Raw genomic sequence first — 22,460 nt, 5'->3', positions numbered from 1 at the left:
TCACCCATCAAGCCTACTTGACGGCCGCCGTCGTGATTTTCGGGGGAGAACCCTTGACTCTTGCTTCGCTGCTTGTATGGTTAGTTACATGAGTAATGAACCAGTGAGGCGGAGGTGCTCGTGATCGATGACACCAAGCCGATCTTCCTGCAGATCGCCGAACTCATCGAGAACGGAATCGTGGACGGCACCATGGCCGAGGAATCGCAGGTGCCCTCCACCAATGAGTTTGCAGCTTTCCATCGCATCAACCCGGCAACCGCTGCCAAGGGTGTCAACGTGCTGGTGGATTCAGGAGTTCTTTATAAACGCAGGGGGATAGGGATGTTTGTTGCAACAGGAGCCCGCGCCCAGTTGATCGCGCGCCGCACCGAAGAGTTTGTGGAGCAGTACGTCAAGCCGCTGGCACTGGAAGCCCGGAAGTTGGGCATTTCGGCGGAGCAACTGAACACCATGATTGAACGCAGCTCCGGGCTTGACCCGGAATCCGGGACAGACAAGGAAAGGAGCGCGGCCCTGTGAACGACACCATCGTCGAGGCCCGTAACCTGATCAAGCACTACAAAGACCTCAACGCACTGGACAACGTCAACCTGCAACTCTCCGCAAACCGTATCTACGGATTGCTCGGACGCAACGGCGCGGGCAAGACCACATTGATGTCCATCCTGACCGCCCAGGCTTTCGCGACCTCAGGAGAAGCGCTGGTCTTTGGGGCCAGCGCTTATGAGAACGATGCCGTCCTGTCCCGGCTCTGTTTCATCCGGGAGGCACAGAAATATCCGGATGACTTCCAGCCCCAGCACGCTTTCCGATCCGCAGCCCTGTTTTACAAGAATTGGGACCAGGACTTCGCCGACCGGTTGGCCGTGGACTTCCAGCTCCCTGTCAAGCGCCGGATCAAGAAGCTCTCGCGCGGTCAGTTGTCCGCCGTCGGGGTCATCATTGGCCTGGCCTCGCGAGCGGAACTGACGTTCTTCGACGAGCCTTACCTGGGGCTCGACGCCGTCGCCCGCCAGTTGTTCTACGACCGCCTGGTGGAGGATTACGCAGAGCACCCGCGCACCATCATCCTGTCCTCCCACCTGATCGACGAGGTGGCCAACCTGCTGGAGCATGTGGTGGTCATCGACCGGGGCCGGATCATCATGGATGCAGATGCCGACGAGATCCGTGGTTCGGCCGTCACCGTTTCGGGATCAGCGGACAAGGTGGACGCATTCCTGGCCGGCCGCAAGATTCTGCACCGCGAGACGCTGGGGTCCCTGGCTTCTGTGACGGTGGATGAGGCCCTCAGCGGCCGCGAGCGAACCGAAGCGCAGGAGTTGGGCCTCGAACTGTCTCCCGTTTCCCTGCAGCAATTGGTGGTCCGCAAGACCATGGCCGGAACGGGAGCGCCGGGAACAGGTCGTGGAAACTTCGCCGATGACACGATGGAGGCAAAGCGATGAGCAGGACAGTAGCAGTTGCCCGGATGCAGCTGATCAATAAGTGGACGTACATCGGATGGCCACTGACCATCCTCGCGGCTTCCTTCCTGATGTCGCTGGCCATCTTCGCCCTGATCCCGGTCCAGGAAGGCAAATACGGCGGGGGAAGCCAGGCCCCCCTGTGGTACTTCCTGGTGTTGGGGATCCAAAGCATGACCTTGGTGTTTCCCTTCTCCCAGGGTCTGAGCATCAGCCGCAAGGCGTTCTACCTGGGAACGTTGGGACTCTTTTCCCTCATTGCACTCGGAATGACAGGGTTGTACCTTCTGGGCGGCGTCATTGAAGCGGCCACCAACGGGTGGGGTGTCTACGGATACTTCTTCAAGATCCCGTGGGTAACGGACGGGCCGTGGTACTCCACCGCAGCGTTCTTCTTCGTAGTGATGATGTTCATGTTCATCATCGGATTCTGGTTCGCCACCATCTTCAAGCGCTGGGGGACAACCGGGACCTTGATCTCAACCCTTGGAACCGGGCTGGTCCTGATTGGCATCGTCGCGTTGTCCACCTTGCTTCAGTGGTGGGGAGTGATCGGGAACTGGTTCGCCCAGCAGACGCCGCTCACCATCAGCGGCTGGGCTGCGCTCCTGTGCGTCGTCCTCGCTGCAGGGTCCTACACAACCCTGCGCAGGGCCACTCCGTAGTCACCGAAATGTCGCGTTGACCACAAAGCAAGCAAGAAGGGCCGCCCCACCGCGCAAATCGGAAGGGGCGGCCTTTTTCGGCTGTAACCTTGTCCAGTGGCATTGGACTTTACGGCGATCGACTTTGAAACAGCCAACGGCTTCAGGGGGTCGCCGTGCTCGGTAGGCCTCAGCAAAGTCCGCGGCGGAGTGGTCGTGGAGGAAGCGTCCTGGCTGATGCGCCCGCCGGAGAACCACGATCACTTCGAGTTCCACAACACCCGCATCCACGGCATCCGCGCTGAGGACGTTGCCGGCCGCCCGCGGTTCGGTGAACTCTTCCCGGAAATCGGCGCGTTCATAGGTGGCGACGTCCTTGCCGCGCACAACGCTGCCTTCGACCTCGGCGTCATTCGTTCCGGTCTTGAAGTATCAGGCCTTGCCGGACCTGCCTATGACTATGTCTGCACGGTGATGCTGTCCCGGCGCTGCTACTCGTTGGTGTCAAACTCCTTACCGTATGCCGCGGAAGAGGCCGGCGTGCCCTTGGTCAACCATCACGATGCCGCCGAAGACGCCCGGGCCTGCGCCGGTATCCTGGTGGACATCGCCCGGCGGAACAACGCCAACAGCATCGCCGAACTATACCTTTCCCTGGGCCTCAACCTCCCCCAGCAGCCGGCGTTCGATCCCGCACAGGGCCTTTCCAAAGCGACCCTCTCTGCGCTCGCGGCCAAAACGGGAAGTGCTGCAGAGGGGGCCCTGGAACGAGCCGTTGGCGGCCCCAGTGGATGGTCGGCCTGGCCTGAGGAAGGGCCCAACCCCTTGCCCAATCCCGCTGCGGAGCCGGGGCATCCTTTGTTCGGGCAGACGGTGGTTTTCACGGGTGATCTCGCTATCACGCGGCCGGAAGCCAAATCGCGGGCCGCGGACATGGGAGCCCGCCCCGAAAGCCGGGTGACGGCAAGGACCACCGTGCTTATCGTTGGCGATGGCTTTGTAGCAGGCGACCTTCGCGCCGGACGACTCACTGGCAAAGCCAAGCGGGTCCTGGAACTGCACGCCAAGGGCCAGCAGATCGAGGTTGTGTCCGAGGGCGAGTTCCTGCAAATGGTGGGCGGGGCCTGACCCGCAAACGGTCATACTGCGCAACAATGCTTCCCGCTGGAAGAGTTGCGCTCCTAGCCTTGGGGCATGACCAAGCCCTCACTTCCTCCAGCAGCGGTTCGCCGGCAAGCCGAGGATACTGTGCATCCTGCGAGTGGGGCTGCTTGGCGGGCTGTTTTCGCGTTTCCCAATCCCGTGAACGAATACGCCGCGCGCATCACGGCAGGTTTGGTAGTGGTCCTGGCTGTCGCAACCCTGCTGACCGGCTGGGGCTGGGGTTTGGTGATTCTTGCCGCCGGCTTCTGGCTCCGCGTGCTGTTTGGTCCCCGGATCTCTCCGCTGGCGCTGCTGTCTGTCAAGGTCCTGGCACCACGAATCGGGCACGCCAAACTGGTGGCCGGTCCGCCCAAGCGTTTCGCGCAAGGCATCGGTGCCGCGTTGACGAGTGCCGCCGTCGTGCTGTTCTTCATCGGCTACCAGCCGGCCGCGTGGCTCCTTCTGGCGCTTCTGATCGTTGCGGCGTCCTTGGAAGCGTTCGTCGGGTTTTGCCTCGGCTGCGCGATCTTCGGCTTCCTGCAGCGCCGTGGCCTCATTCCGGCCGATATTTGCGAGGCCTGCAACAACATCACGCTGCGCAGCACGTAGTACCTGTCAGCCAGTGGTGACGGCGAGGAGCCTGCCCGCCATGCCGCGGATGACCCCGGGTGCTTCCAAAGCCTCAAGCCAGTCGCCCGGGAGGCATTCTTCGCCGTAGAAGGCGCCCAGGATGTTTCCGGCGATGGATCCGGTGGAGTCACTGTCGCCGCTGTGGTTGATGGCAACTGCAATTGCGTTGCGGAAATGGTCCGCCGGTGAGTTGCCGCTCGTGGCCAAAACGGAGTAGAGCCCGACGGCGAGTGCCTCCTCTGCGATCCAGCCCTCGCCGAGCGCTGCGGTCAGGTCTTCAGGGTTCAGGACGGTGGACTGCTGCGACAACTGCAAGGCCGCTTCCAGCCTTTCGACGAGTTCCTGCGCCTTGGTGGGAACACCGTTCACGTAGTCGAGTGCCTCGTTGGCAGCGCTGCGGACGTCGTGTCCGGCCACGAGGTGATGGATCAGCAAGCTGAAAGCCGCCGCGCTGAGGCGGGCCGACGGGTGCCCATGCGTCAGGGACGCGGCATCGGAGCTCAGCTTGTAGACAGCCTCCTGGGAGATGTGGGGAATCAGTCCGAAGGGGGCCGAGCGCATCACCGTGCCGCATCCCTTGGAGTCGGGATTGACCGGGCGCGCGACCGTACCCATCTGACCGGTTGCCAGGCCGCTCAGGCATGCGTTCCCCGGTGCCCTGCGGTGCCGGAGCACTTCCTGGGCGTCGATCCACCGGGGCTGGGGTACGGGGGCGGAAGAGGCTACAGCGACGTCCTGGGTGTTGAGCCACCGCAGGTAGGCGAGCCACAGGCAGGCGATCTCGTCAGCTGCCACACCGTCGTTCGCCCATTCGAGGGCTTCCACCAGGCCGTCAACGGTGTACAGCGTCATCTGGGTGTCGTCCGAAAAATGGCTTGCGTCCTTGAGCTGTCCAAAGCTGGTCAGTCCGGCAGCACCGTAGTGCGCGCGGATCGCTGCGATGGAATCGAACTCCACGGCGTAACCAAGGGAATCGCCCAGTGCTCCACCCAAAAGTGAGCCGTGGACACGGGATTCGAAGGACGGCGCAACGGGGGAGGAAGGTTCAACACTCATGCCAGTAACTTACCGTGCCCGTGAACGCCCGCTGGTATGGTGGGGAAGCTGCCCGGCACCGATGAACCCTGGAGAGACTGCGTGCGTGAACCTGCTTGGCGACGGACCGGCAAGACACCTGATTACAGGTTCTCGCTTGCCAACGAACGTACCTTCCTCGCGTGGATCCGCACTTCCCTGGCCCTGCTTGCCGGCGCGGTGGCTGTTGACCAATTGGCTCCCAACATCGCGCCGACCCCCGTTCGAGTGGTCCTCTGCGTCTTGCTGGCGCTGGTTGGAGCGGGCTTGGCCGCCTTGTCCTACCGCAGGTGGGGGCAGATGGAAGCGGCGATGCGCAACGACCAAGCTCTTCCGTTCTCCCGCGTCATGTTATTCATGACCATCGTGGTGGCCTTGGCAGCCTTCGCCTTCGCGGTGCTGATCCTGGTGGCCCGGTGATGAAGGGCATCCTGTGAGTGTGGAGGTCCGCGATCCAGGCCTTCAACCGGAGCGTACAACCCTGGCATGGCGCCGGACCTTGATCTCTCTGGTGGTGGTTGACCTGTTTATTTGGCGGAGTTGGCTGACATCCGAGCCATCCACCGCCAGCGTCGTCGCCGGGCTCCCGGGACTTGACTATCAGGGCATCTGCGCCCTCATGGCGGCCGCCGCCACCATCGTCCTGGCCTCCGTGGTGTGGGTTCGCTCACGTCAACTCCAGGCCGGAAACAACGCTGCTTCCGCGCGGCTGGTCCTGGTCAGCACTGTGGCCGTGATGGGCCTTGGCGGTACGGCGATCGCGGCCATTGCACTGGGCGGCTAAGCTCGGAGACAGGATTCAGCAACTGCCCAGACTCGGCTGGAACAATGCTCAAGGGCCATCGGCTTCCAACCCGGCGTGCCAACGCCCTTGACGCGCCGGGCAGTCGTCAGCTACATCAGAGCGTGCAGCACGCTGCGGGGCCAGCAAGGCCAGCATCCAGATCAACCGTAAGGACACATTCGACATGACCTCTCCTGTACAGGCCACACCCGACCACCAACCGGGGTTCACTGCCCGGTTGTCGGCTGAAGCTTTGGGATCGATGTTCATTGTGGTCGTGGCGGTGGGTGTCGGGATTTTCTCCAACCCCAGCGGGGCGCCCGTACCGGTGGCCCTCGCAGCCGGGCTCACCGTGACAGTGGCCATGCTGGCGTTCGGACATGTGTCCGGCGGACACTTCAACCCGGCGATCACCCTGGGCAACCTGATTGCCGGCCGGATCCGGGCTGTAGCCGCCGTGGCCTACCTGGCGGCGCAGCTCATCGGCAGCGTTGCAGGTGCGGCGCTGATCTACTTTGTGGTCACCACAGTCCCCGTCCTGAAGGACGCCCGGGCCGCCTTCGATGTCGTGGCGCCGGGCTACGGCGAACATGCTGCGGCCCAAACGCAGATGGCCGGCGTCCTGATGGTTGAAATCCTTGGTGCCGCCCTGCTTGTGGCAGTTTTCCTGGGGGCGACGGCCGGCCGCAGGGCGGTTCCCGCCTTGGCTCCCTTCGCTGTGGGCCTGGCCATGGTTGTGCTGCTTCAGTTCGGCCAGGTCCTGGGCAACCTTCCCTTTAACCCTGCGCGGGCAACGGCACAGGCATTCTTCAGCTCTTCCTGGGCCATCGAAGGACTGTGGCTCTTCTGGGTGGCGCCGCTGTTGGGCGCGGCGCTGGCCGGGCTGGTCTTCCGTGGCTTCCAGGGCCTTTCGGAGGGCAACGGTACCGGGTCAGCGGATTTCCAGGCCGCCCATGGGGACGATGTTAATGCTGCCTTCGACGCTGAGCACGACCTCACTGGGGACGGCGCTGAAACCGGTGGCGCCAAGGAGCTGCAGGCTCCTGCGAAGAAGGACACCGTCAACCCTGCACCAGCACCTGCTGCGGCCGCCGACGATGACGCCCGCGACTTCTTCGACGGCAAAAAGGGCTAGAAACCAGACAGGATCGACGGCGGTCGGCTTGCCTGCGCTTTATTGTCGGTACCCCCGGTTAACTTGGGAATATGCGGTTACTTCACACTTCGGATTGGCACCTCGGCCGATCATTTCACGGCGTTGGCATGCTCGAAGCCCAGCGCGATTTCGTGGACCAGTTGGTATCGCTTGTCGAAGCCAGATCCATTGACGTCGTCCTGATAGCCGGCGACGTGTACGACCGCGCTTTGCCGGGCCTGGACGTGGTGAAACTTCTCGATGACGCCCTTGTCCGGATCACGCAGGCAGGCGCCGCCGTCGTCTTGACCAGCGGCAACCACGACTCCGCCATCCGGCTGGGATTCGCCTCCCGGCTGTTGGAGCGCGGGGGAGTGCACCTCCGGACCCGGGTGGAGGACCTGGACGAACCGGTGGTTTTTCCGCTGGGAACGGACCGCAGCCGCGGGGATGTCGCCATCTACGGCATTCCCTATCTTGAGCCCCGGCTGGTGGCCGAGCGCATGGGCGTCGATACCGCCAACCACTTCGACGTCACTTTGGCGGCTGTGGAACGGATTCGGCGCGATGTCGAGCACCGTCGGGAAGCCGGACCGGTTTACCCAGTAGTCCTTGCGCACACTTTCGCCAGCGGAGGCATTACCTCGGACAGTGAGAGAGACCTCAGTATCGGTGGACTGGGCGCCGTGCCGTTGGATCTCTTCGAGGACTTCGCCTACACCGCATTGGGCCACCTCCATGGGCGCCAGGAGCTGGCTCCCAACGTCCGCTATTCCGGCTCGCCGCTGGCCTATTCCTTCTCCGAAGCCAAACACCATAAAGGTGCCTGGCTCGTGGACATCAGCCCAGGCGGCGTCGTCGGGGTTGAAGAGGTCTTGTGGGAGTCGCCCAAACCACTGGCCATCCTGCGCGGCCCGCTGGAGGAACTGCTGGCGTCCGAGGAACATGCGTGGGCTGAAGGTGCTTACTGCCAGATCACGTTGACGGATACCGAGCGGCCTGCCCAGGCGATGGAGAGGGTGCGCAGCCGCTTCCCCGACACCCTGGTCCTTGCCTTCGACCCCGAAGGCGGTGAGCCCCGGGCCAAGACAAGCTACAGCAGCCGGCTCGCCGAGGCCGAAGATGACCTCGACGTTTGCTGCGGCTTCCTGGAACATGTCCGGGGCCGCCGTTCCGGAGATGCAGAAGAAGCCGCACTGAAAGAAGCCCTTGAAGCTGTCCGGTTGGAGGAGGCGGAGCTGTGAGAATCCACCGCTTGGACATCGAAGCGTTCGGCCCGTTCGCCACGCCCCAGCACATCGACTTCGATCAACTCAGTGCGCAGGGACTGTTCCTCCTCAACGGCGCCACCGGGGCCGGGAAGACCAGCATCCTGGATGCCATTTGCTTTGCCCTGTACGGGTCCGTTCCTGGCGCCCGTCAGGAAGGCAAACGGCTCCGCAGCGATCACGCGGCCCCCGGTGCTGAACCACGCGTGGTGTGCGAGTTTTCTGCGCGGGGACGTCGTTTCGAAGTGACGCGCTCGCCCGCATGGGATCGTCCCAGTGCCCGTGGGCGCAATGGCTTCACCACGCAGCAGGCCAAAACCCTCCTCCGCGAACGGGTGAACGGAACCTGGGAAGAGAAGTCCTCCAGGAATGACGAGGTAGGAGCTGAGCTTTCCGACGTCCTGGGAATGGACCGGGAGCAATTCACCAGGGTGGTCATGCTGCCACAGGGTGACTTTGCCGCGTTCCTCAGGTCCAAGGCAGTCGACCGCCTGGAACTCCTCCAGAAACTGTTCGGCACACAACGCTTTGAAGCCGTTGAACGCCACGTCGCCCAGCAAGCTGCTGTCGCGGCCGGGGCAGTGCAGGAGAATACTGCGGAACTGACCATGCTGCTGGACAGGGTTGCCGCTGAGCGGCAACAGCTGGACGTGCACCAAACCGCGTCAGGGGTTTCAGAAGGCACCACTGCCACCATCGCGGCAGGACAAGCGCCCGAGGAGTGGCTTGCCGAGGCGGAAGCCGAGGTAGTTGCCGTGTGGCAGCGTCGTCAGGACGAGGCCACGGAAGCGGAGTCCGTGGCGGCCCGACTCGCAGGGAAATTCCAGGAAGCCCAGGAGAAAGCGTTGCGTCACGGGCGTCTTGGCGCCGCAATGCAGCGGCGGATACTGGTTGAGCTGGCTGCTCCCCGTGCACATGAGAACAGGGAGAAGCTCAGTCGGCATCGCCGTGCTGCCGTGCTCAGCGGTCAGTTGGAAGCCGTTGATACCGCAGCACGCAAGCTCCAGGCCGCTACAGCCCTGGCAGCCGGGATTCGCTCGAAAATGGACGAAGCAGGCATGGACCCTGCGAACCTCGCCGCGGCCCTGGAAAGCGTCAAGGCAAGCTGCGCTGTGCTGGAGGCACGTCTTCCCGATGAGCAGCGTTTGGACGGGATGGCAGCACGGTTGGTGGCCAAGGGGGCCGAGTCGGCTGAACATGCCGCAGCATCGGAAGCGGCACGCTCCGCGCTGGAACAGCTTCGTGATGACGTTGCCACAGTGGAAACACAGATCGGGCCCCTCGAACCTGTCGCTGGGCAACTGGCAGAGCTGGAAAGGGAGGCTGCGGCGGCCACCGAATTGGTAGGTATCGTGGCCCGCTATGCCGCTGCCGCCGAAAATGCGGACGAAATCACCGGGAAGCATCTCCAAGCGCGGTCCGAGTCCCAGGATGTCCGCCAGCAGTGGCTCGACATCCGCGAGCTACGCCTTGCCAACGCGGCAGGCGAACTGGCAGCAGCCCTGGAAGACGGCACGCCGTGCGCCGTGTGTGGCAGCGAAGACCACCCGAATCCGGCTGCCGCAGTACGATCAGCCCTCTCCCTGGCCCAGGAAGAGGAAGAGCTGAAGGAGCGTTTTGACGTCAGTGAGAGAGCCGTGGGAGAGCTCGCCGAGGAAGTCTCCGCGGCGGCCCAGGTTCTCGCCGGGCTGAAGGCACAAGGAGGTTCAGCGGACGCGGCCGACGCTGAGTCCAAGCGGGCGGATGCCCAGCAGGCTCTCTCTGCGGCCCGCACGGCAGCAGCGTCCTTGGAGACGCTGCGCAGCCGGCACCAGTCCCTGACCCAACGCATCATCCTCGTTACGGAAGAACTGTCCTCGTCACTGGCCGCTGCAGCCCAAGTGTCTTCGGAGGTGTCCCTTCTTGGGGAACAGCACAATGACCTGGAGGAGGAGCTGGCTGGTTTGAGGGGCGGTTTCCCGAGTCTGCGTGAAAGGCTGGACGCCCTGTCGGCTGAGCGCACGCTGCTGCAGGCGGCACATGATGCTGATCGGAACGTCGAAAGTGCCCTGCAGGCACAGGAAGACGCCGTCGCCTCCCTCAACCGGGTCTTGCCGGAAGCCGGATTCGGCACTGCCGAAGAAGCGCGTCGTGAACTCCTGCCGCCCGCCGACGTTGTAGGTCTTGAGAAGGACCTCGCCGATTTCGACGCTGAATCTTCCCGCCTCGATGAGCTGTTTGCCGGCGAGGACCTGGTCCTGGCAGCCAAAGAAGTGAGTATTGGCGAGCTTCCGTTGCCGGAGGCCGAACTTACCGGGTCAAAACTGCTGGCATCCGATGCTGCCGACAAGTCCCGCGCCGCTGCTCTGGCTGCAGGCCTGGCTGGAAAGTCGTCCGAAGCTGTGGCCCGGTTCCGGAAGGCGTACCTGGCCCTTGCCCACGCCGGCCAGGAGCCGCGGAACAAGGCGCGACTGCTGGCAGAGTTGGCGGACACAGTGAGGGGAGCCGGTGATAACAGTTACCGGATGAGCCTGAACACGTACGTCCTGGCCGCCCGCCTTGAACAGGTAGCCATCGCCGCCTCCGAGCGGCTCGTTGCCATGAGCGACGGCCGCTACACCTTGCAGCATACGGATGCCAAGGCAGCCAGGGGCGCAAAGTCGGGGCTGGGGCTGGACGTGGTGGATGAGTGGACTGGGCAGCGCCGCGACACCTCCACCCTGTCCGGTGGTGAATCCTTCATGGCCTCGTTGTCCCTTGCCCTGGGGCTGGCCGATGTTGTCCAGCAAGAGGCTGGTGGCGTGGACATCGAGACGCTGTTCGTGGACGAAGGTTTTGGAAGTCTCGACGAGCAAGCACTGGAGCAAGTGATGGATGCCCTGGAAGGATTGCGCGACGGCGGCAGGGTAGTTGGCTTGGTCAGCCACGTTGCCGAGATGAAGCAACGCATCACCAGCCAGGTGCAGGTGGTGAAGGGTCGCCATGGATCCACCGTGCGCATTGCCGAATTGGTTCCTGCCTAGGCCAAAGTTCCTGCTGGGAACATATCCGATAGACTTAACCCGTTACACCGGGTCGCGCGCATCGGGAGGAGGGACGATGCGCATCCTTTAGCGAACCCGGATTAATGGAAAAATCTTCTGTGGCTTCCCAGCCCCTGTCTTCTGCACCCTCACGCCCCTCCCGCCTGCCCGGCCGTTTTGCACGGCTCCCGGAACTTGCTGGACCAGGTTTCCTGCCCTTGGGCCTCTTCGCCCGGCTTCCTCTGGCCATGCTCACCGTCGGAACACTGACCCTCGTCACGGCTGTCAGCCAGTCCTACGCCATCGGCGGCATGGCTGCCGGAGCCGTCGGCATTGGTTCGGCCCTGGGTGCCCCTGTCCTCGGCTCCCTGGCCGACCGCGCAGGGCAGCGGATCGTGCTCCTGGTCGCCGCTGTCATCAACGCATTGGCAGTGACGGGACTGCTTGCGGCAGCCTACCTCACGCCGGCCTATGGTTCGGCAAGCGACGCTGTTGGCGTCCTCATCGTGGCTTTCCTTGCCGGCGCCAGTTGCCCGCAAGTTGGCCCGATGGCCAGGGTTCGTTGGATGGCTTTGACTACCCGCACCCTTTCCCCCTCGGCTGCCAACGGCAGCAGGAGCGTGGCAGCAAACCGTGCCGACCTTGATACCGCGCTGTCCTACGAGGGCACCGCGGACGAGGTCACCTTCGTCCTTGGCCCGGCGCTGGTGGGTGTCCTGGCCAGCATGGTGGCCCCGTGGTTGCCGCTCGCCCTGGCTGCGGTCATGACCATCACGTTGGTGCCGGCTTTCGCCGTCCACCCCAGCCAGCATGCCGTGGTTCCGGCACCTCGCAAGCCGGCATCCGGCGTCGTGCTTTCCGAGGAGTCCGCGCAGGCTGGTCTGCAGCGCCGCAATCGTTGGTCCGGCGCCGTCGTCGCCGTGCCTGTACTGGCAATGGTCTGCATGGGCACCTTCTTTGGGGCGACGCAGAATGCCTTGAGTGCTTTCTCTGCCCAGTACGCCACCGCCGAAATCGCGGGGATCCTCTACGCGGTGATGGGCTTGAGCTCTGCGGTGGCTGCGTTGTCGGTCGCGTTCTGGCCGCAACGGTTCAGCCTGGCCTCCCGCTGGGTTGCGGCTGCGCTGGCGATGTCGGCCTTGTCGCTTTTGCTGCTCTTGCCCGGCGGTATTTGGCCGATGGTCTTTGTCTTGCTGATTTTGGGTATTCCGGTGGGTCCTGTCATGGTCACCGTCTTCAGCATCGGCGGCGTCGTGGCTCCGGCCGGCCGCATGGCGACGGTCATGACAGCGCTCGCCAGCGGAATCGTCGCGGGCACGGCGCTGGGCGCGTACCTGGCCGGGCAACTGGCCGAGACGCAGGGGCCGGGTGCAGCCTTCGTGGTTTCCATGGCCGCCGCGGCTGGCCTGTTGCTGCTGGGCGTCGTGACGTCCCTGGTGATGAAGCGCCGGCCCCAGGCGTAGTTGCTACACGGCCTCGTTGCGGTAGCCGGTGGGGGAGTTCCCGAAGGCTGCCCGGAAGATGCGGCTGAAATGGGCGGCATCGGTGAACCCCCACCGTGCTGCGATCGCCGTGACGGGGCGATCGTTCAGCACAGGATCCCTCAGGTCCCGTCGGCACCGTTCGAGCCTCCGCTGCCGGATGGAAGAGGCCACGGTGGTGCCGATTTCCTGGAAGAGATCGTGCAGATGCCGCGTCGAGATGTAGTGGGCAGCGGCAATGGTTCCGGGTGAGAGTTCGGGATCACCGAGGTTTGCCTCGATGTAGTCGTGGATACGCCCCAGCAGCAGCAGATGCGGATCCCGTCCGGTCTCGATCAGCTGATCCAGCTCGCCATTGAAGAGCGTGGTCACCAGGTCCAGTGCGTTGTGTACCAGCCGGAGACCGTTGGTGCCCGACAGGGCTTCAAGGTTATCGGCCAGTCGCACCAGAAAGGGGCTGATGAGTTGGCCCAGGCCCTCATCGCCCGGAATGCGCAAGGCAGTGACGTGGCCCATGGCCTCGGCCGGCAGGTCCAGCAAAACGTGCGGGAACATCAGCACCAAGGTGCGGAAGTCGTCGTCGAACGTCAGCTCGTAAGGGCGGGAGGTGTCGTAAATGGAGAGATCGCCGGGGTGAAGCACGGCCTGACGTTCGTCCTGGACCAGGCGGCCCGATCCAGCGAGCTGGATACTGAGTTTGAAGAAGCGGCCCGTTGACTTGGCAATCAGCTCCGGAGTGCGCTGAACGGTATGGGGTCCGGCGGTAATCTCCACCACGGAGATCTGCCCCAACACGCGTGCACGCATGGTTCCGTGGAAAGTTGAGTTGCGGGGCCCTGTAGCCAGCAGCGGCACGAAGGAACTGGAGATGGCCCGGCTCCACTCCTGGAATGACTCCGCCACAATGGTCTGCACAGTGGTGGGGCCCGTATCAGCCGCGACGGTCATCAAACTCCCTTTCAACGTCCCACCGTGCCACACAATCCATCGACATGGCTGTCGACCAAGAGGCTGCTGGACAGACGTGAGCTTGCCCACGATTCTACACCGGCGATTCAGGCCGGGATCGTGCATGCGTGGACCGACAAACACCCTGCCGTGTGAGACAAGTCACGCCACGCTTCTGCGGAGGAAGATTGCGGAATGACCGACACCGTGCCGCGCAATCTCCCGCGGCACCGAGGCAGGAGCACACTATGAGCGTGGACAACCCCGTCAAGGGCAGGGCCGCCGGAGCCGTAGGCACCACAAGGCGGCTCGGCGTACCAGCAGTAACCTTCATGATCATCGCGGCCTCGGCGCCGCTGACCGTGCTCGCAGGCGGTGTCACCACCACATTCGCGGTCACCGGTGTCACCGGTGTGCCGCTGTCCTTCCTGATTCTGGGTGGAATTTTGGCGCTTTTCGCCGTGGGGTATGCCGCCATGAGCCGGTACGTCACCAACGCAGGGGCGTTCTACGCCTACATTGCGCAAGGCATCTCAAGGCCAGCCGGCGTGGGAGCATCACTGATCGCCCTCATGGCCTACAACCTCATGCAGGTGGGCATCTACGGCTTGTTCGGTTTCACCGTATCCTCGCTCCTGTCCGCACGGCTTGGCATCAGCGTTCCATGGTGGATCCCCGTCCTGGTCTGCATCGCCATTGTTGGATGGCTGGGAGTCAACCGGGTAGACCTGTCCGCCAAGGTGCTGGGCGTGCTGGTGGCCTTGGAGTTCCTGGTGGTCATTGTGTATGACGTCCTCAGCCTGGCTGTGGCCCCCGAAGGCATCAGCGCAGCAACCTTCAGTCCCGAAAGCCTGTTCGTTCCCGGTGTCGGAGCAGTTCTGTCCTTCGGCATCGCAGCCTTCATGGGCTTCGAGTCCGCGGCCATTTACGGTGAGGAATCCAAGGACCCCAAGCGAACCGTTGCCAGGGCGACGTTCGCAGCCGTGGGAATCATCGCGGTGTTCTATGCCGTATCAGCCTGGGCCATGACCGTGGGCGCAGGCCCCTCTGCGGTGATCGAATCAGCGGCGGCCAGCGGGCCGGACATGATGTTCGCGTTCCTTGGTGCCAACGGAGGCATACTGCTCAGCGACATCGCCCAGGTCCTCTTCGTGACCAGCCTCTTCGCAGCACTCGTCAGCTTCCACAACGCAGTAGCCCGCTATTTCTTCTCCCTCGGCCGCGAGCGTGTCCTGCCGTCGGCGCTGGCCAAGGTGCGGACACAAAGCGGGGCGCCCTTGGCCGGTTCGCTGGCGCAGACGGTGATTGCCGTCGTCGTCACCATCGCTTTCGCCATTGCCGGCGCCGGGTCCGAACTGGGCGAGCTGTACCCCGTCTTGACCATGTTCACCTGGCTCACCAACAGCGGCGCCATGGGCCTCGTTCTGCTGATGACCGTAGTGTCGGTGGCTGTGATCGGCTTCTTCCGCCGGCGGCAGCACGGGGCAAGCCTGTGGGTCAGGATGATCGCTCCTGGCCTGGGGTTCGTGCTTCTGGCCATCGTCTTGGTGCTCATCATGACTAACTTCAACGTCTTGCTGGGACAGACCGAGTCCACGGCCGCTACGTTTGTCCTGCCGATGCTGGTGCTGCTGCCCGGAGTTGTTGGTGTCATCTGGGGCTTGCGTCTGCGGCGCTCGCAGCCGGCACTGTACGCCCGGATTGGCCACGGCGCCGAGGACTGAATCCCGGCGAGACTTGGGAAGCCCCGGCGAGTGTTCCTCTCGCCGGGGCTTCCGTGCCTGCTGGTGAAGTTCCGTTCCTGCGGGCTACATCTCCGTAGCAGGGTCGAGTTCCGGGCTGTGCCGGCTGATGCTGATCAGGCGTCCGCGGGCGCCGAAGGTGAAGTGCAACGGTCATGGGGCCACCGTCATTACGGAGGGAGAACTGTTTTCCTGCCAGGTCTTGCACTGTGGGCGCCTTGTAGGCGTCGAAGCCGGGGGCTAGTCCGTCCAATGGCAGCCCGTTGGAGGTGTCGGGGAGATTCAGGCCAATTGGCTTTCGATCCGGGCGGCACTCGCTGCGAGCGCTTTGCCGACGGCGTCGGCGTCCTGATCCGATCTGATGTAGACGACGGCGATCGCGGCGGGGCGTCCTCCCGGAACCTGGATGGGGGCGGCGATGGAGGACAGGCCGGCGATGACCTCGTCGTGGCTGGTGGCGTAGCCGAGGCGGCGCGCCTCATATGCTTCGGGGCGGTAGGGGTTGCCTGAGCCCACCTGCTGCCAGCGTTCCTCGGTCATGGTGGATTGGATGGCTATTCCGGGAGCTCCTGTACTGACCGGGTGGCGGCTTCCGGGGTGTTGGGCGAGCGCAGCACCTGAGTGTCGTGGTTCGACCGTGACCAGGGTGACGCATTCCTGGTGGTCCCATACGGCGACGAAGGCTGTCATATGAAAGGTGTTGGCGAGTTGGGTCAGTTCGGGCAGTGCCGCGGTTTGGAGGTTCCGTGAGACGCCGCTGGCCAGGACGGCCAATCCGGGTCCGGGCTGCACCCGTCCTGAGTCGTCGCGCACCAGCAGGGAATGGTCTTCCAGCGTCCGGAGGATTCGGTAGGCCACGGAGCGGTGAACGCCCAATGCTTCGGTGAGTTCGGCAATGCTGAGCGGACTGTCTGCCGCAGCGAGGATCTCCAGGGCGCGGATTCCCCGGGACAGGGTTTGAGACGGCGGAGCTGGTATCGCCGCTTCCTTTGGAGGGTGGACGTCGCTGCGGGGATTCATGCGAACCATCCTATGTTGGCGCGAACTTCCAGGGGGCTGTGCTTTGGGTCACAGATTGTAGTATTCTTTCCTAACTGACCGTTCTGTCGGTTAATGCAAGTCCAGCACCGACCAGTCACCCTCACCCCCATGGAGTTCCAATGACCGCAACTTCCACTGTCGACTCTCCGTCAGGACCCAGCAGCAAGCGCGAAGAGCGCCGGGTTCTGGCCGGGACACTGGTGGGCACCACCATTGAGTGGTACGACTTCTTCATCTTCGCCCAGCTCACGGCGACGCTGCTGGCGCCGCTGTTCCTCTCTCCTTTGGAGAAGTCCAACCCGGGAGTCGCCCAGCTTTTGTCCTTCGCCACGATCGGCATCAGCTTCCTCTTCCGTCCCCTGGGGGCTTTCGTTGCCGGACACCTCGGCGACAGGATGGGCCGCAAGGCCGTCTTGGTCATGACGCTGGTCATGATGGGTGCAGCTACTGCGCTGATCGGTATGCTGCCCACTTACGCAACCATCGGCGTCTGGGCTCCCATCCTGCTGATTACCTTGCGCGTAGTCCAAGGGTTCTCCGCCGGTGGTGAGTGGGGCGGTGCTGCACTCATGGCTGTGGAGCATGCGCCGCTCAAGAAGCGCGGGCTCTTCGGCGCCTACCCACAGATCGGTGTTCCGATCGGCATGATCCTGGCCACCGGCCTGTTGTTCCTGCTCCAGTCGGGAATGTCCAAGGAAGATTTCGCCTCATGGGGATGGCGCGTGCCATTCCTGTTGTCGGTGGTCCTGATTGTGGTGGGCTACCTCATCCGCCGGGCTGTGGGTGAAAGCCCTGTCTTCAAGGAAATCGCCCAGCGCAAGGCCGAAAGCAAGGCGCCCTTGGGTGATCTCTTCCGCAAGAACAAGAAGGAAGTTCTCCTTGCTGCGTTGATCTTCATCGCCAACAACGCCGCAGGGTACCTGCTGATCGCCTTCTTCATCTCCTACGCCACGCGTACGTTGAAGATGCCCACCCCGCAGGTCTTGCTGGCCACCACCATCGCCTCTTTCGGCTGGCTCATCTTCACCATGGTGGGCGGTTGGTTGTCGGACAAGATCGGACGCGTCAAGACGTTCCTGATCGGTTACGGTTTGGTCTTTGCCTGGATGATCCCCATGTTCATGCTGATCGATTCCAAGGACATCGTTCTCTACGGAACCGCTTTGTTCGTCCTGACCATCGGCTTGGGACTGTCCTACGGTCCGATGTCCGCCATGTACGCGGAAATGTTCCCGGCCCAGGTCCGCTACTCCGGAATCTCCATTGGATACGCCCTGGGTGCCATCCTGGGTGGTGCCTTCGCACCGCTCATCGCCCAGGCACTCCTGGACACCACCAAGTGGTCCGGCTCGGTGGGCATCTACATCATGGTTCTCTGCGTCATCTCTGCCATTGGCGTGATCCTCGCCAAGGAAACCCGTGGACGGCCGCTGGGTTACAGCGTTCACCACTAAAAGCTGCACCAAAGAAAAGGCGGGTGCGGTCCACAATGGACCGCACCCGCCTTTTGCATGAGGACCGACGCCGGCTACTTGCGGCCGCCGGCACCGGCACCTTCGAGTTGGCTTACGACGTCGTCGTCGGACAGTTGCTCAAATCGCTCGTAGAACGCGCCGACAGCATGGAATTTGCCGGGTGTGTGAAGGACCATCACTGCGTCGCACACCCGCGCCAGCGACGTCGAAGCTTCCAACGATGCAACCGGCACCGCAGCTATCACCGTACGCGCCCCGGTTGAACGAACCGCCTCCACAGCCGCCCGCATGGTGGCACCGGTGGCAAGGCCGTCGTCGGCCAGCACTACAGTCTTTCCGCGAAGGTCGTGGCCGGTGCCTGGGTACTCCTGCGCGCGCCGGAGGAGCTCGGAACGTTCATGGGCTTCCACGGCATCGAGCGCGGACTGGGAGATGCCGTGGGCGAGGATGAGTTCCTTCAACGGTTTGTTGACGATACGGAGGACATCCCCCTGCGACCAAGCCAGGGCACCGAAGGCGGTTTCGTCGCGGCCGGGGATGCCGAGCTTGCGCACCAGGACAGCGCCGAAGGGCAGGTACAGCCCGGTTGCTGCGGCTGCGGCCACGGGAACTCCACCGCGGGCAAGGCCCAGCACGATGGTGTCCGGCTGCTCCCTCAGTTGGGGGAGGGCTTCAGCCAGGCGTCGACCGGCTTCCGCACGGTCCTTGAAACGCATGCCCATCTGCTCCACTTCCACGAAATTCGTTGCAGTTCCAAGCCTACCGTCCAGACCTTGCCCGGCAGCGTCTCCGCTGAAAGCATGGGCTTGTGAACAAGCCAATCGGATACTGGATCAAAAGGCTGGACGCCGCGCTGGAAGCCCAACTGGACAGCATCCTGGCCAGGATCAAGCTCAGCCGCCGTCAATGGCACACCCTCAGTCTCCTGTCCGAGGGCGCCATGCTTCCGGACCAACTGGAGGAATCCCTGCATCCGTTGTGGGGAAACGATATCCGGATGCGGGAGAGGGAACTCGCAGCACTGGTTGGCAGGGGGCTGATCACCATGGTCGATGACCGGCTGGTCCTCAGTGACCGCGGACGGGAGAAATACCACGAAGCCCAGCGGCTGGTGGAAGCAGCGCGGCAGGACCTGTCCATGGGGATCGGCATTGACGAATACGCCATGGCATTGAGCGTGCTGGAGCGCATGAGCCTTAACGCGGAGCGGCTGGCCCGCTGATCACCGTCAGCCGGGCCAGCCGTTGCGTGTCGCCGGCTAGACTCCCAGGAATTCGAGGGCAGCTTCCTTGAAGGCCCGGCTGGTGATGACGTTGGTGTGGGTCCGCCCGGGAATGACCAACGTTTCCACCAACCCACCCCGCTTGCCTGCTATGGCGGCGAGTTCCGGCATGGTCGCTGCCCGTTCGTCCTTCTCGCCTGCAACCAGCAACAGGGGCATGTGCGGGGCAGCCTCGGCGGGATCGAAGGGTTCTCCCTTGATGGCCTCGATGAGGGACAACATGGCGAACAGGTTGTTGCTGGGGAGCATTTGTGCCATTTTCAGCAGCCCTGCCGTGGATGCGTCCTCCACGGGCGTGCCATCGGCCAGGTGCCGTTGGGCGGCAACGAGGTCGAAGGCTGCGAGGGGGTCTGCCGAACTCGGTCCGCCCAGGACGATCCGGTGCACCAGGTCCGGCTGCGTAGCGCCGAATTCCCAGGCCAACCGCGAACCCAGTGAGTAGCCCACAATGTCCAAGCCCGTGGAAGGGTCACCTTCGCGCAGGGGCCGGGCTCCGGCGTCGGTCACTATCTGCAGAAGGTCGGCGCGGATGCGGCTGGGCGTGTACGAGTCCCGGTCCTCAGGGGAGTGGCTCCGGCCATGGCCCGGCAAGTCTACGGTGATGACCCGGCGGCCGGCGTCCTGAAGGGTGGTGATCCATCCGCTGTCCGCCCAGTTCAGCTTGCTGGAGGATGAAAAGCCGTGGATCAGCAGGACAGGGCGCAGGCCGGCGTCCGTGGCGGGTTGGTGCACCTCGACGAACAGTCCAGGATCGGTGCCCTCCACTGTGTGCCTGTGCTGTTCCACTGTGTGCCTGCCGGTCATGGTGTCAGTCCTCATCGAGTACGGCGCTCAGGCGGACCCGGCGCTTGGGTGCTTCGTCCTTCGGAACAGTGCCCACGATCCCGGCGGTGTCATCCGGAACCTCGAACACGATCAGCGGCTCGCCAACGTTGACGGTGTCACCGGGCGCCCCGTGAATACGCACCACTTTACCCGCCTGCGGGCTGGGCAATTCGAGCGCTGACTTGGTGGTTTCCAGCTCTACGATCGGCTGGTTGCGTTCCACCTGTTGGCCGGGTTCCACCAACCACTCCAGCACGGTTGCCTCAATGAGGCCCTCGCCGAGATCGGGAAGGGGGAAGGAAATTTCAGCCACGGCGGTACTCCAGTACGCGTTGGATCCCAAAGAGGATGCGGTCGATGTTGGGGATGTATTCGTCCTCCAGGTCACCGGAGGGATAGGGAACGTCGAATCCGGTGACACGCTCCACCGGCGCCTTGAGCGTTGCGAAACAACTCTGCGTGATGAGTTGGGCCACCTCTGCGCCCAGGCCCGATGTCAGGGGCGCTTCATGAACGACGACGGCGCGCCGCGTCTTCCCGACGGACCTCGCCAGTGCTTCGGCGTCAATCGGTTTCAACCAGCGCAGGTCCAGGACCTCGACGTCGATGCCGTCCTCGGCCGCCAGTTCAGCGACCTGCAGGCAGCGGGAAACCATGGCACCCCACGCTACGAGGGTCAGGTGCCGGCCCTCCCTGGCCACGCGGGCGCCGGTGAGGCCGCCGTCGTCGTGCGCTGCTGTGCCTGGGGTGGCGTTGGTGACGTCCACCGGCCCTTTTTGCCAGTAACGGGATTTCGGCTCCATGAAGATCACCGGGTCCGGGCGGGCGGCAGCGTACTTGAGCAGGTGGTACGCGTCGTGGGGGGTGGAAGGGGAGACCACCTTGAGGCCTGGTACATGGGCGAACAAGGCTTCCAGGCTTTCACCATGGTGCTCGGGTGCGCGGATGCCACCGAAGCTGGGCACGCGCAGCGTGATGGGCATCGGCAGGGTCCCACGACTCCGGTAGTTCATCCGGGCGATCTGGCAGACGATCTGGTTGATGGCCGGGTAGGCGAAGCCATCGAACTGGACTTCGGGGATGGGGTGGAAGCCCGCCATGGCGAGGCCTACCGACATGCCCAGGATGCCTGATTCAGCCAAGGGGGTGTCGAAGACGCGGTCTTCGCCGTGCTTGGCCTGCAGCCCATCGGTGATGCGGAACACGCCGCCCAACCGTCCGCAGTCCTCGCCAAAGATGACGGCCTTGGGGTTCTTAGCCAGGATTTCGTCCAGTGCACGGTTGAGCGCCTGTTGCATGGACAGCTGCTGAACGCCGGCTGTATCGGTTTCAGTGCTGTCGTCTTTTAGTCGCAGATCGGTGATGGTCTCAGGCATGTTCTGACTCCTCGCGCCACGCGGTGGCCTGGGATTGAAGGGCTGGCGTTGGTTCCTGGAAGACCAGGCTGAACATTTCGGCGCCGGGCCTTGGACCCAGGTCCGCTATGCCCGCCCGGACGGCCTCTTCTTCCTCTACGGCCAATCGCTGCGCGTCCGCGAAGAAGGCCTCGTCGGCCACGCCGTCCGTGAGCAGCCGCTGCTTGAACCGCTCCAACGGATCCTCGCCGGCGTCCAGGCGTTCTTCCTCCAGCGTGCGGTATCGGCCGGGGTCGTCAGCGGTGGAATGAGGGCCGCGTCGGTAGGTCATGGCTTCAATCACCACAGGACCGTTTCCTGCCCGGCAGTGCGCGAAGGCGGAACGGGTCGCTTCGAAGACAGCCACCACGTCGTTGCCGTCCACCTGCAGGGAGGGGATGCTGTATCCGGCCGCGCGCGCCGCGACGGAGCCGCCGGCCACCTGGCGTTCGGTGGGGACTGAGATGGCCCAGCCGTTGTTCTGGATGAAAAACACCACGGGGGCCTTCATAACGGCGGCGAAGTTCATGGCTTCGTGGACGTCACCCTGGGAGGAAGCGCCGTCGCCGAAGTACGTCATGGCTACGCCCATGTCACCCGCGGCGTTGCCGGAGAGGGTTTGGCCGTGGGCCCATCCCACAGCATGCAGGACCGAGCCTGCCACCACAGCCTGGATGGGAGCGAACCTGGACTCCAAGGGGTTGTACATGCCGCCATGCCAGGTGGCTTTGTGAGTGGACATGTAGCCCACCATGTCCAGGCCCATGGCCCGGGCTACGCCCATTTCACGGTAGGTGGGAAACACGAAATCGCGGGTCCGGTCCACGGCGTAGCCGCTGCCTACCTGCGCGGCTTCCTGCCCGAGCTCGGGGGCGTATCCGGGAATGATGCCTTGGCGCTGCCAGGCCACGGCTGAGGTGTCCAGGTGCCGGACTGCTGCCATCAGGGTGTACAGCTCACGGAGTTGATGGTGGGTGAGCGGGGCCGCGTCGTCATCGACGGCGGCCAGCACAGGATTGGTCGTCATGGTTGTGACCCTAGTCACCCAGTCGAGCCGTGCGCAATCAGCACAGTTCAAAGGAAACACTTTGTGCAATTTGGACACATAAAGAAGCCCTGCACA

Annotated in this window: 24 protein-coding genes; 14 read left to right on the top strand and 10 right to left on the bottom strand. The window is 63.7% G+C overall.

What is annotated here, in order from left to right; all coding sequences use genetic code 11:
• Nucleotides 1-120 precede the first annotated feature (120 nt).
• The 5 genes from CGK93_RS14945 to CGK93_RS14925 all read left to right on the top strand — a co-directional run bounded on the left by CGK93_RS14945 (nt 121) and on the right by CGK93_RS14925 (nt 3,865).
• Nucleotides 121-522 (top strand): GntR family transcriptional regulator, encoded by a 402-nt coding sequence (locus CGK93_RS14945; protein WP_198318234.1) that lies wholly within the window; start codon nt 121-123, stop codon nt 520-522.
• A complete protein-coding gene (locus CGK93_RS14940) occupies nt 519-1,451 on the top strand; it encodes an ABC transporter ATP-binding protein (protein ID WP_089595511.1) in 933 nt (310 codons plus the stop codon). The genes CGK93_RS14945 and CGK93_RS14940 overlap by 4 nt, the downstream gene beginning before the upstream one ends.
• Complete coding sequence (locus tag CGK93_RS14935; protein WP_198318233.1) at nt 1,448-2,134, top strand: hypothetical protein; 687 nt, start codon at nt 1,448-1,450, stop codon at nt 2,132-2,134. The genes CGK93_RS14940 and CGK93_RS14935 overlap by 4 nt, the downstream gene beginning before the upstream one ends.
• A gap of 96 nt (nt 2,135-2,230) precedes the next feature.
• Nucleotides 2,231-3,241: an exonuclease domain-containing protein gene (locus CGK93_RS14930; RefSeq protein WP_089595510.1), complete on the top strand. Its 1,011-nt coding sequence runs from the start codon at nt 2,231-2,233 to the stop codon at nt 3,239-3,241.
• Between the two features lie 66 nt (nt 3,242-3,307).
• Nucleotides 3,308-3,865, top strand: coding sequence for a DUF4395 domain-containing protein (locus CGK93_RS14925; RefSeq protein WP_089595509.1), 558 nt, complete (start codon nt 3,308-3,310; stop codon nt 3,863-3,865).
• Nucleotides 3,866-3,871: 6 nt separating this feature from the next.
• Here the strand turns inward: CGK93_RS14925 and CGK93_RS14920 are convergent, their stop codons facing one another.
• Nucleotides 3,872-4,942, bottom strand: coding sequence for an ADP-ribosylglycohydrolase family protein (locus CGK93_RS14920; RefSeq protein ID WP_089595508.1), 1,071 nt, complete (start codon nt 4,940-4,942; stop codon nt 3,872-3,874).
• Nucleotides 4,943-5,023: 81 nt separating this feature from the next.
• Between CGK93_RS14920 and CGK93_RS14915 the strand changes: the two genes are divergently transcribed.
• Together CGK93_RS14915 and CGK93_RS14910 are read left to right on the top strand one after the other, a co-directional pair.
• Nucleotides 5,024-5,380 carry a YidH family protein gene (locus CGK93_RS14915; protein WP_332460055.1) on the top strand — a complete coding sequence of 119 codons (357 nt, stop codon included), beginning with the start codon at nt 5,024-5,026 and terminating at the stop codon, nt 5,378-5,380.
• Between the two features lie 13 nt (nt 5,381-5,393).
• On the top strand, nt 5,394-5,744 hold the full coding sequence (locus tag CGK93_RS14910; protein WP_232481327.1) for a DUF202 domain-containing protein: 351 nt from the start codon (nt 5,394-5,396) through the stop codon (nt 5,742-5,744).
• Nucleotides 5,745-5,792: 48 nt separating this feature from the next.
• Here CGK93_RS14910 and CGK93_RS23625 read toward each other — a convergent pair whose 3' ends face one another.
• Nucleotides 5,793-5,930 carry a hypothetical protein gene (locus CGK93_RS23625; RefSeq protein WP_157731843.1) on the bottom strand — a complete coding sequence of 46 codons (138 nt, stop codon included), beginning with the start codon at nt 5,928-5,930 and terminating at the stop codon, nt 5,793-5,795.
• Between CGK93_RS23625 and CGK93_RS14905 the strand changes: the two genes are divergently transcribed.
• The 4 genes from CGK93_RS14905 to CGK93_RS14890 all read left to right on the top strand — a co-directional run bounded on the left by CGK93_RS14905 (nt 5,929) and on the right by CGK93_RS14890 (nt 12,612).
• Nucleotides 5,929-6,879: an aquaporin gene (locus CGK93_RS14905; protein WP_089595506.1), complete on the top strand. Its 951-nt coding sequence runs from the start codon at nt 5,929-5,931 to the stop codon at nt 6,877-6,879. The two genes, CGK93_RS23625 and CGK93_RS14905, sit on opposite strands and share 2 nt — an antisense overlap.
• Before the next feature lie 71 nt (nt 6,880-6,950).
• A complete protein-coding gene (locus CGK93_RS14900; RefSeq protein ID WP_089595505.1) occupies nt 6,951-8,123 on the top strand; it encodes an exonuclease SbcCD subunit D in 1,173 nt (390 codons plus the stop codon).
• The gene (locus tag CGK93_RS14895; protein ID WP_089595504.1) at nt 8,120-11,149 is read left to right on the top strand and encodes an AAA family ATPase; all 3,030 of its coding nucleotides are present in this window, start codon (nt 8,120-8,122) and stop codon (nt 11,147-11,149) included. The genes CGK93_RS14900 and CGK93_RS14895 overlap by 4 nt, the downstream gene beginning before the upstream one ends.
• Before the next feature lie 104 nt (nt 11,150-11,253).
• Nucleotides 11,254-12,612 (top strand): MFS transporter, encoded by a 1,359-nt coding sequence (locus tag CGK93_RS14890; RefSeq protein WP_089595503.1) that lies wholly within the window; start codon nt 11,254-11,256, stop codon nt 12,610-12,612.
• 3 nt (nt 12,613-12,615) lie between these two features.
• Here the strand turns inward: CGK93_RS14890 and CGK93_RS14885 are convergent, their stop codons facing one another.
• Entirely contained in the window at nt 12,616-13,578 is a 963-nt protein-coding gene (locus CGK93_RS14885) for a helix-turn-helix domain-containing protein (protein ID WP_089595502.1), read from the bottom strand.
• 248 nt (nt 13,579-13,826) lie between these two features.
• On the opposite strand from CGK93_RS14885, the gene CGK93_RS14880 reads away from it, so the two are divergent.
• Nucleotides 13,827-15,302, top strand: a complete 1,476-nt coding sequence (locus CGK93_RS14880) for an APC family permease (protein ID WP_089595501.1) — start codon at nt 13,827-13,829, stop codon at nt 15,300-15,302.
• Here CGK93_RS14880 and CGK93_RS24150 read toward each other — a convergent pair.
• Nucleotides 15,229-15,528, bottom strand: a complete 300-nt coding sequence (locus tag CGK93_RS24150) for a hypothetical protein (protein WP_232481662.1) — start codon at nt 15,526-15,528, stop codon at nt 15,229-15,231. The genes CGK93_RS14880 and CGK93_RS24150 overlap by 74 nt on opposite strands.
• Nucleotides 15,529-15,602: 74 nt before the next feature.
• The gene (locus CGK93_RS14870; RefSeq protein WP_089595499.1) at nt 15,603-16,349 is read right to left on the bottom strand and encodes an IclR family transcriptional regulator; all 747 of its coding nucleotides are present in this window, start codon (nt 16,347-16,349) and stop codon (nt 15,603-15,605) included.
• Nucleotides 16,350-16,480: 131 nt separating this feature from the next.
• Between CGK93_RS14870 and CGK93_RS14865 the strand changes: the two genes are divergently transcribed.
• A complete protein-coding gene (locus tag CGK93_RS14865; RefSeq protein WP_089595498.1) occupies nt 16,481-17,815 on the top strand; it encodes an MFS transporter in 1,335 nt (444 codons plus the stop codon).
• 74 nt (nt 17,816-17,889) lie between these two features.
• On the opposite strand, the gene CGK93_RS14860 is transcribed toward CGK93_RS14865, so the two are convergent.
• Nucleotides 17,890-18,558: a phosphoribosyltransferase gene (locus CGK93_RS14860; protein ID WP_198318479.1), complete on the bottom strand. Its 669-nt coding sequence runs from the start codon at nt 18,556-18,558 to the stop codon at nt 17,890-17,892.
• An 86-nt stretch (nt 18,559-18,644) separates the two neighbouring features.
• Here CGK93_RS14860 and CGK93_RS14855 point away from each other — a divergent pair, with 86 nt between their 5' ends.
• Nucleotides 18,645-19,058, top strand: a complete 414-nt coding sequence (locus tag CGK93_RS14855) for a MarR family transcriptional regulator (RefSeq protein ID WP_089595496.1) — start codon at nt 18,645-18,647, stop codon at nt 19,056-19,058.
• 36 nt (nt 19,059-19,094) lie between these two features.
• Here CGK93_RS14855 and CGK93_RS14850 read toward each other — a convergent pair whose 3' ends face one another.
• From CGK93_RS14850 to CGK93_RS14835, 4 genes are read right to left on the bottom strand one after another with little or no spacing between them, the layout of a single operon-like run.
• Entirely contained in the window at nt 19,095-19,922 is an 828-nt protein-coding gene (locus tag CGK93_RS14850; protein ID WP_089595495.1) for an alpha/beta fold hydrolase, read from the bottom strand.
• Nucleotides 19,923-19,926: 4 nt separating this feature from the next.
• On the bottom strand, nt 19,927-20,256 hold the full coding sequence (locus tag CGK93_RS14845; RefSeq protein WP_089595494.1) for a biotin/lipoyl-containing protein: 330 nt from the start codon (nt 20,254-20,256) through the stop codon (nt 19,927-19,929).
• Nucleotides 20,249-21,319: an alpha-ketoacid dehydrogenase subunit beta gene (locus tag CGK93_RS14840; protein ID WP_089595493.1), complete on the bottom strand. Its 1,071-nt coding sequence runs from the start codon at nt 21,317-21,319 to the stop codon at nt 20,249-20,251. The genes CGK93_RS14845 and CGK93_RS14840 overlap by 8 nt, the downstream gene beginning before the upstream one ends.
• Nucleotides 21,312-22,364, bottom strand: a complete 1,053-nt coding sequence (locus CGK93_RS14835) for a thiamine pyrophosphate-dependent enzyme (protein ID WP_198318231.1) — start codon at nt 22,362-22,364, stop codon at nt 21,312-21,314. Before CGK93_RS14835 ends, CGK93_RS14840 begins: the two co-directional genes overlap by 8 nt.
• Nucleotides 22,365-22,460: the final 96 nt, after the last annotated feature.

The organism is Arthrobacter sp. YN, from assembly GCF_002224285.1.
Taxonomy (GTDB): Bacteria; Actinomycetota; Actinomycetes; order Actinomycetales; family Micrococcaceae; genus Arthrobacter.
Note: the sequence above shows the minus strand (reverse complement) of the source record. Positions and strands in the feature narration are given on the sequence as shown.

Excerpts from the sequence above, each read along its gene's own strand:
- CGK93_RS14935 (WP_198318233.1), top strand. The coding sequence starts at position 1,448 with ATGAGCAGGACAGTAGCAGTTGCCCGGATGCAGCTGATCAATAAGTGG.
- CGK93_RS14925 (WP_089595509.1), top strand. The coding sequence starts at position 3,308 with ATGACCAAGCCCTCACTTCCTCCAGCAGCGGTTCGCCGGCAAGCCGAG.
- CGK93_RS14920 (WP_089595508.1), bottom strand. The coding sequence starts at position 4,942 with ATGAGTGTTGAACCTTCCTCCCCCGTTGCGCCGTCCTTCGAATCCCGT.
- CGK93_RS14905 (WP_089595506.1), top strand. The coding sequence starts at position 5,929 with ATGACCTCTCCTGTACAGGCCACACCCGACCACCAACCGGGGTTCACT.
- CGK93_RS23625 (WP_157731843.1), bottom strand. The coding sequence starts at position 5,930 with ATGTCGAATGTGTCCTTACGGTTGATCTGGATGCTGGCCTTGCTGGCC.
- CGK93_RS14900 (WP_089595505.1), top strand. The coding sequence starts at position 6,951 with ATGCGGTTACTTCACACTTCGGATTGGCACCTCGGCCGATCATTTCAC.
- CGK93_RS14890 (WP_089595503.1), top strand. The coding sequence starts at position 11,254 with ATGGAAAAATCTTCTGTGGCTTCCCAGCCCCTGTCTTCTGCACCCTCA.
- CGK93_RS14885 (WP_089595502.1), bottom strand. The coding sequence starts at position 13,578 with ATGACCGTCGCGGCTGATACGGGCCCCACCACTGTGCAGACCATTGTG.
- CGK93_RS14880 (WP_089595501.1), top strand. The coding sequence starts at position 13,827 with ATGAGCGTGGACAACCCCGTCAAGGGCAGGGCCGCCGGAGCCGTAGGC.
- CGK93_RS14870 (WP_089595499.1), bottom strand. The coding sequence starts at position 16,349 with ATGGTTCGCATGAATCCCCGCAGCGACGTCCACCCTCCAAAGGAAGCG.
- CGK93_RS14865 (WP_089595498.1), top strand. The coding sequence starts at position 16,481 with ATGACCGCAACTTCCACTGTCGACTCTCCGTCAGGACCCAGCAGCAAG.
- CGK93_RS14860 (WP_198318479.1), bottom strand. The coding sequence starts at position 18,558 with ATGGGCATGCGTTTCAAGGACCGTGCGGAAGCCGGTCGACGCCTGGCT.
- CGK93_RS14850 (WP_089595495.1), bottom strand. The coding sequence starts at position 19,922 with ATGACCGGCAGGCACACAGTGGAACAGCACAGGCACACAGTGGAGGGC.
- CGK93_RS14840 (WP_089595493.1), bottom strand. The coding sequence starts at position 21,319 with ATGCCTGAGACCATCACCGATCTGCGACTAAAAGACGACAGCACTGAA.
- CGK93_RS14835 (WP_198318231.1), bottom strand. The coding sequence starts at position 22,364 with ATGACGACCAATCCTGTGCTGGCCGCCGTCGATGACGACGCGGCCCCG.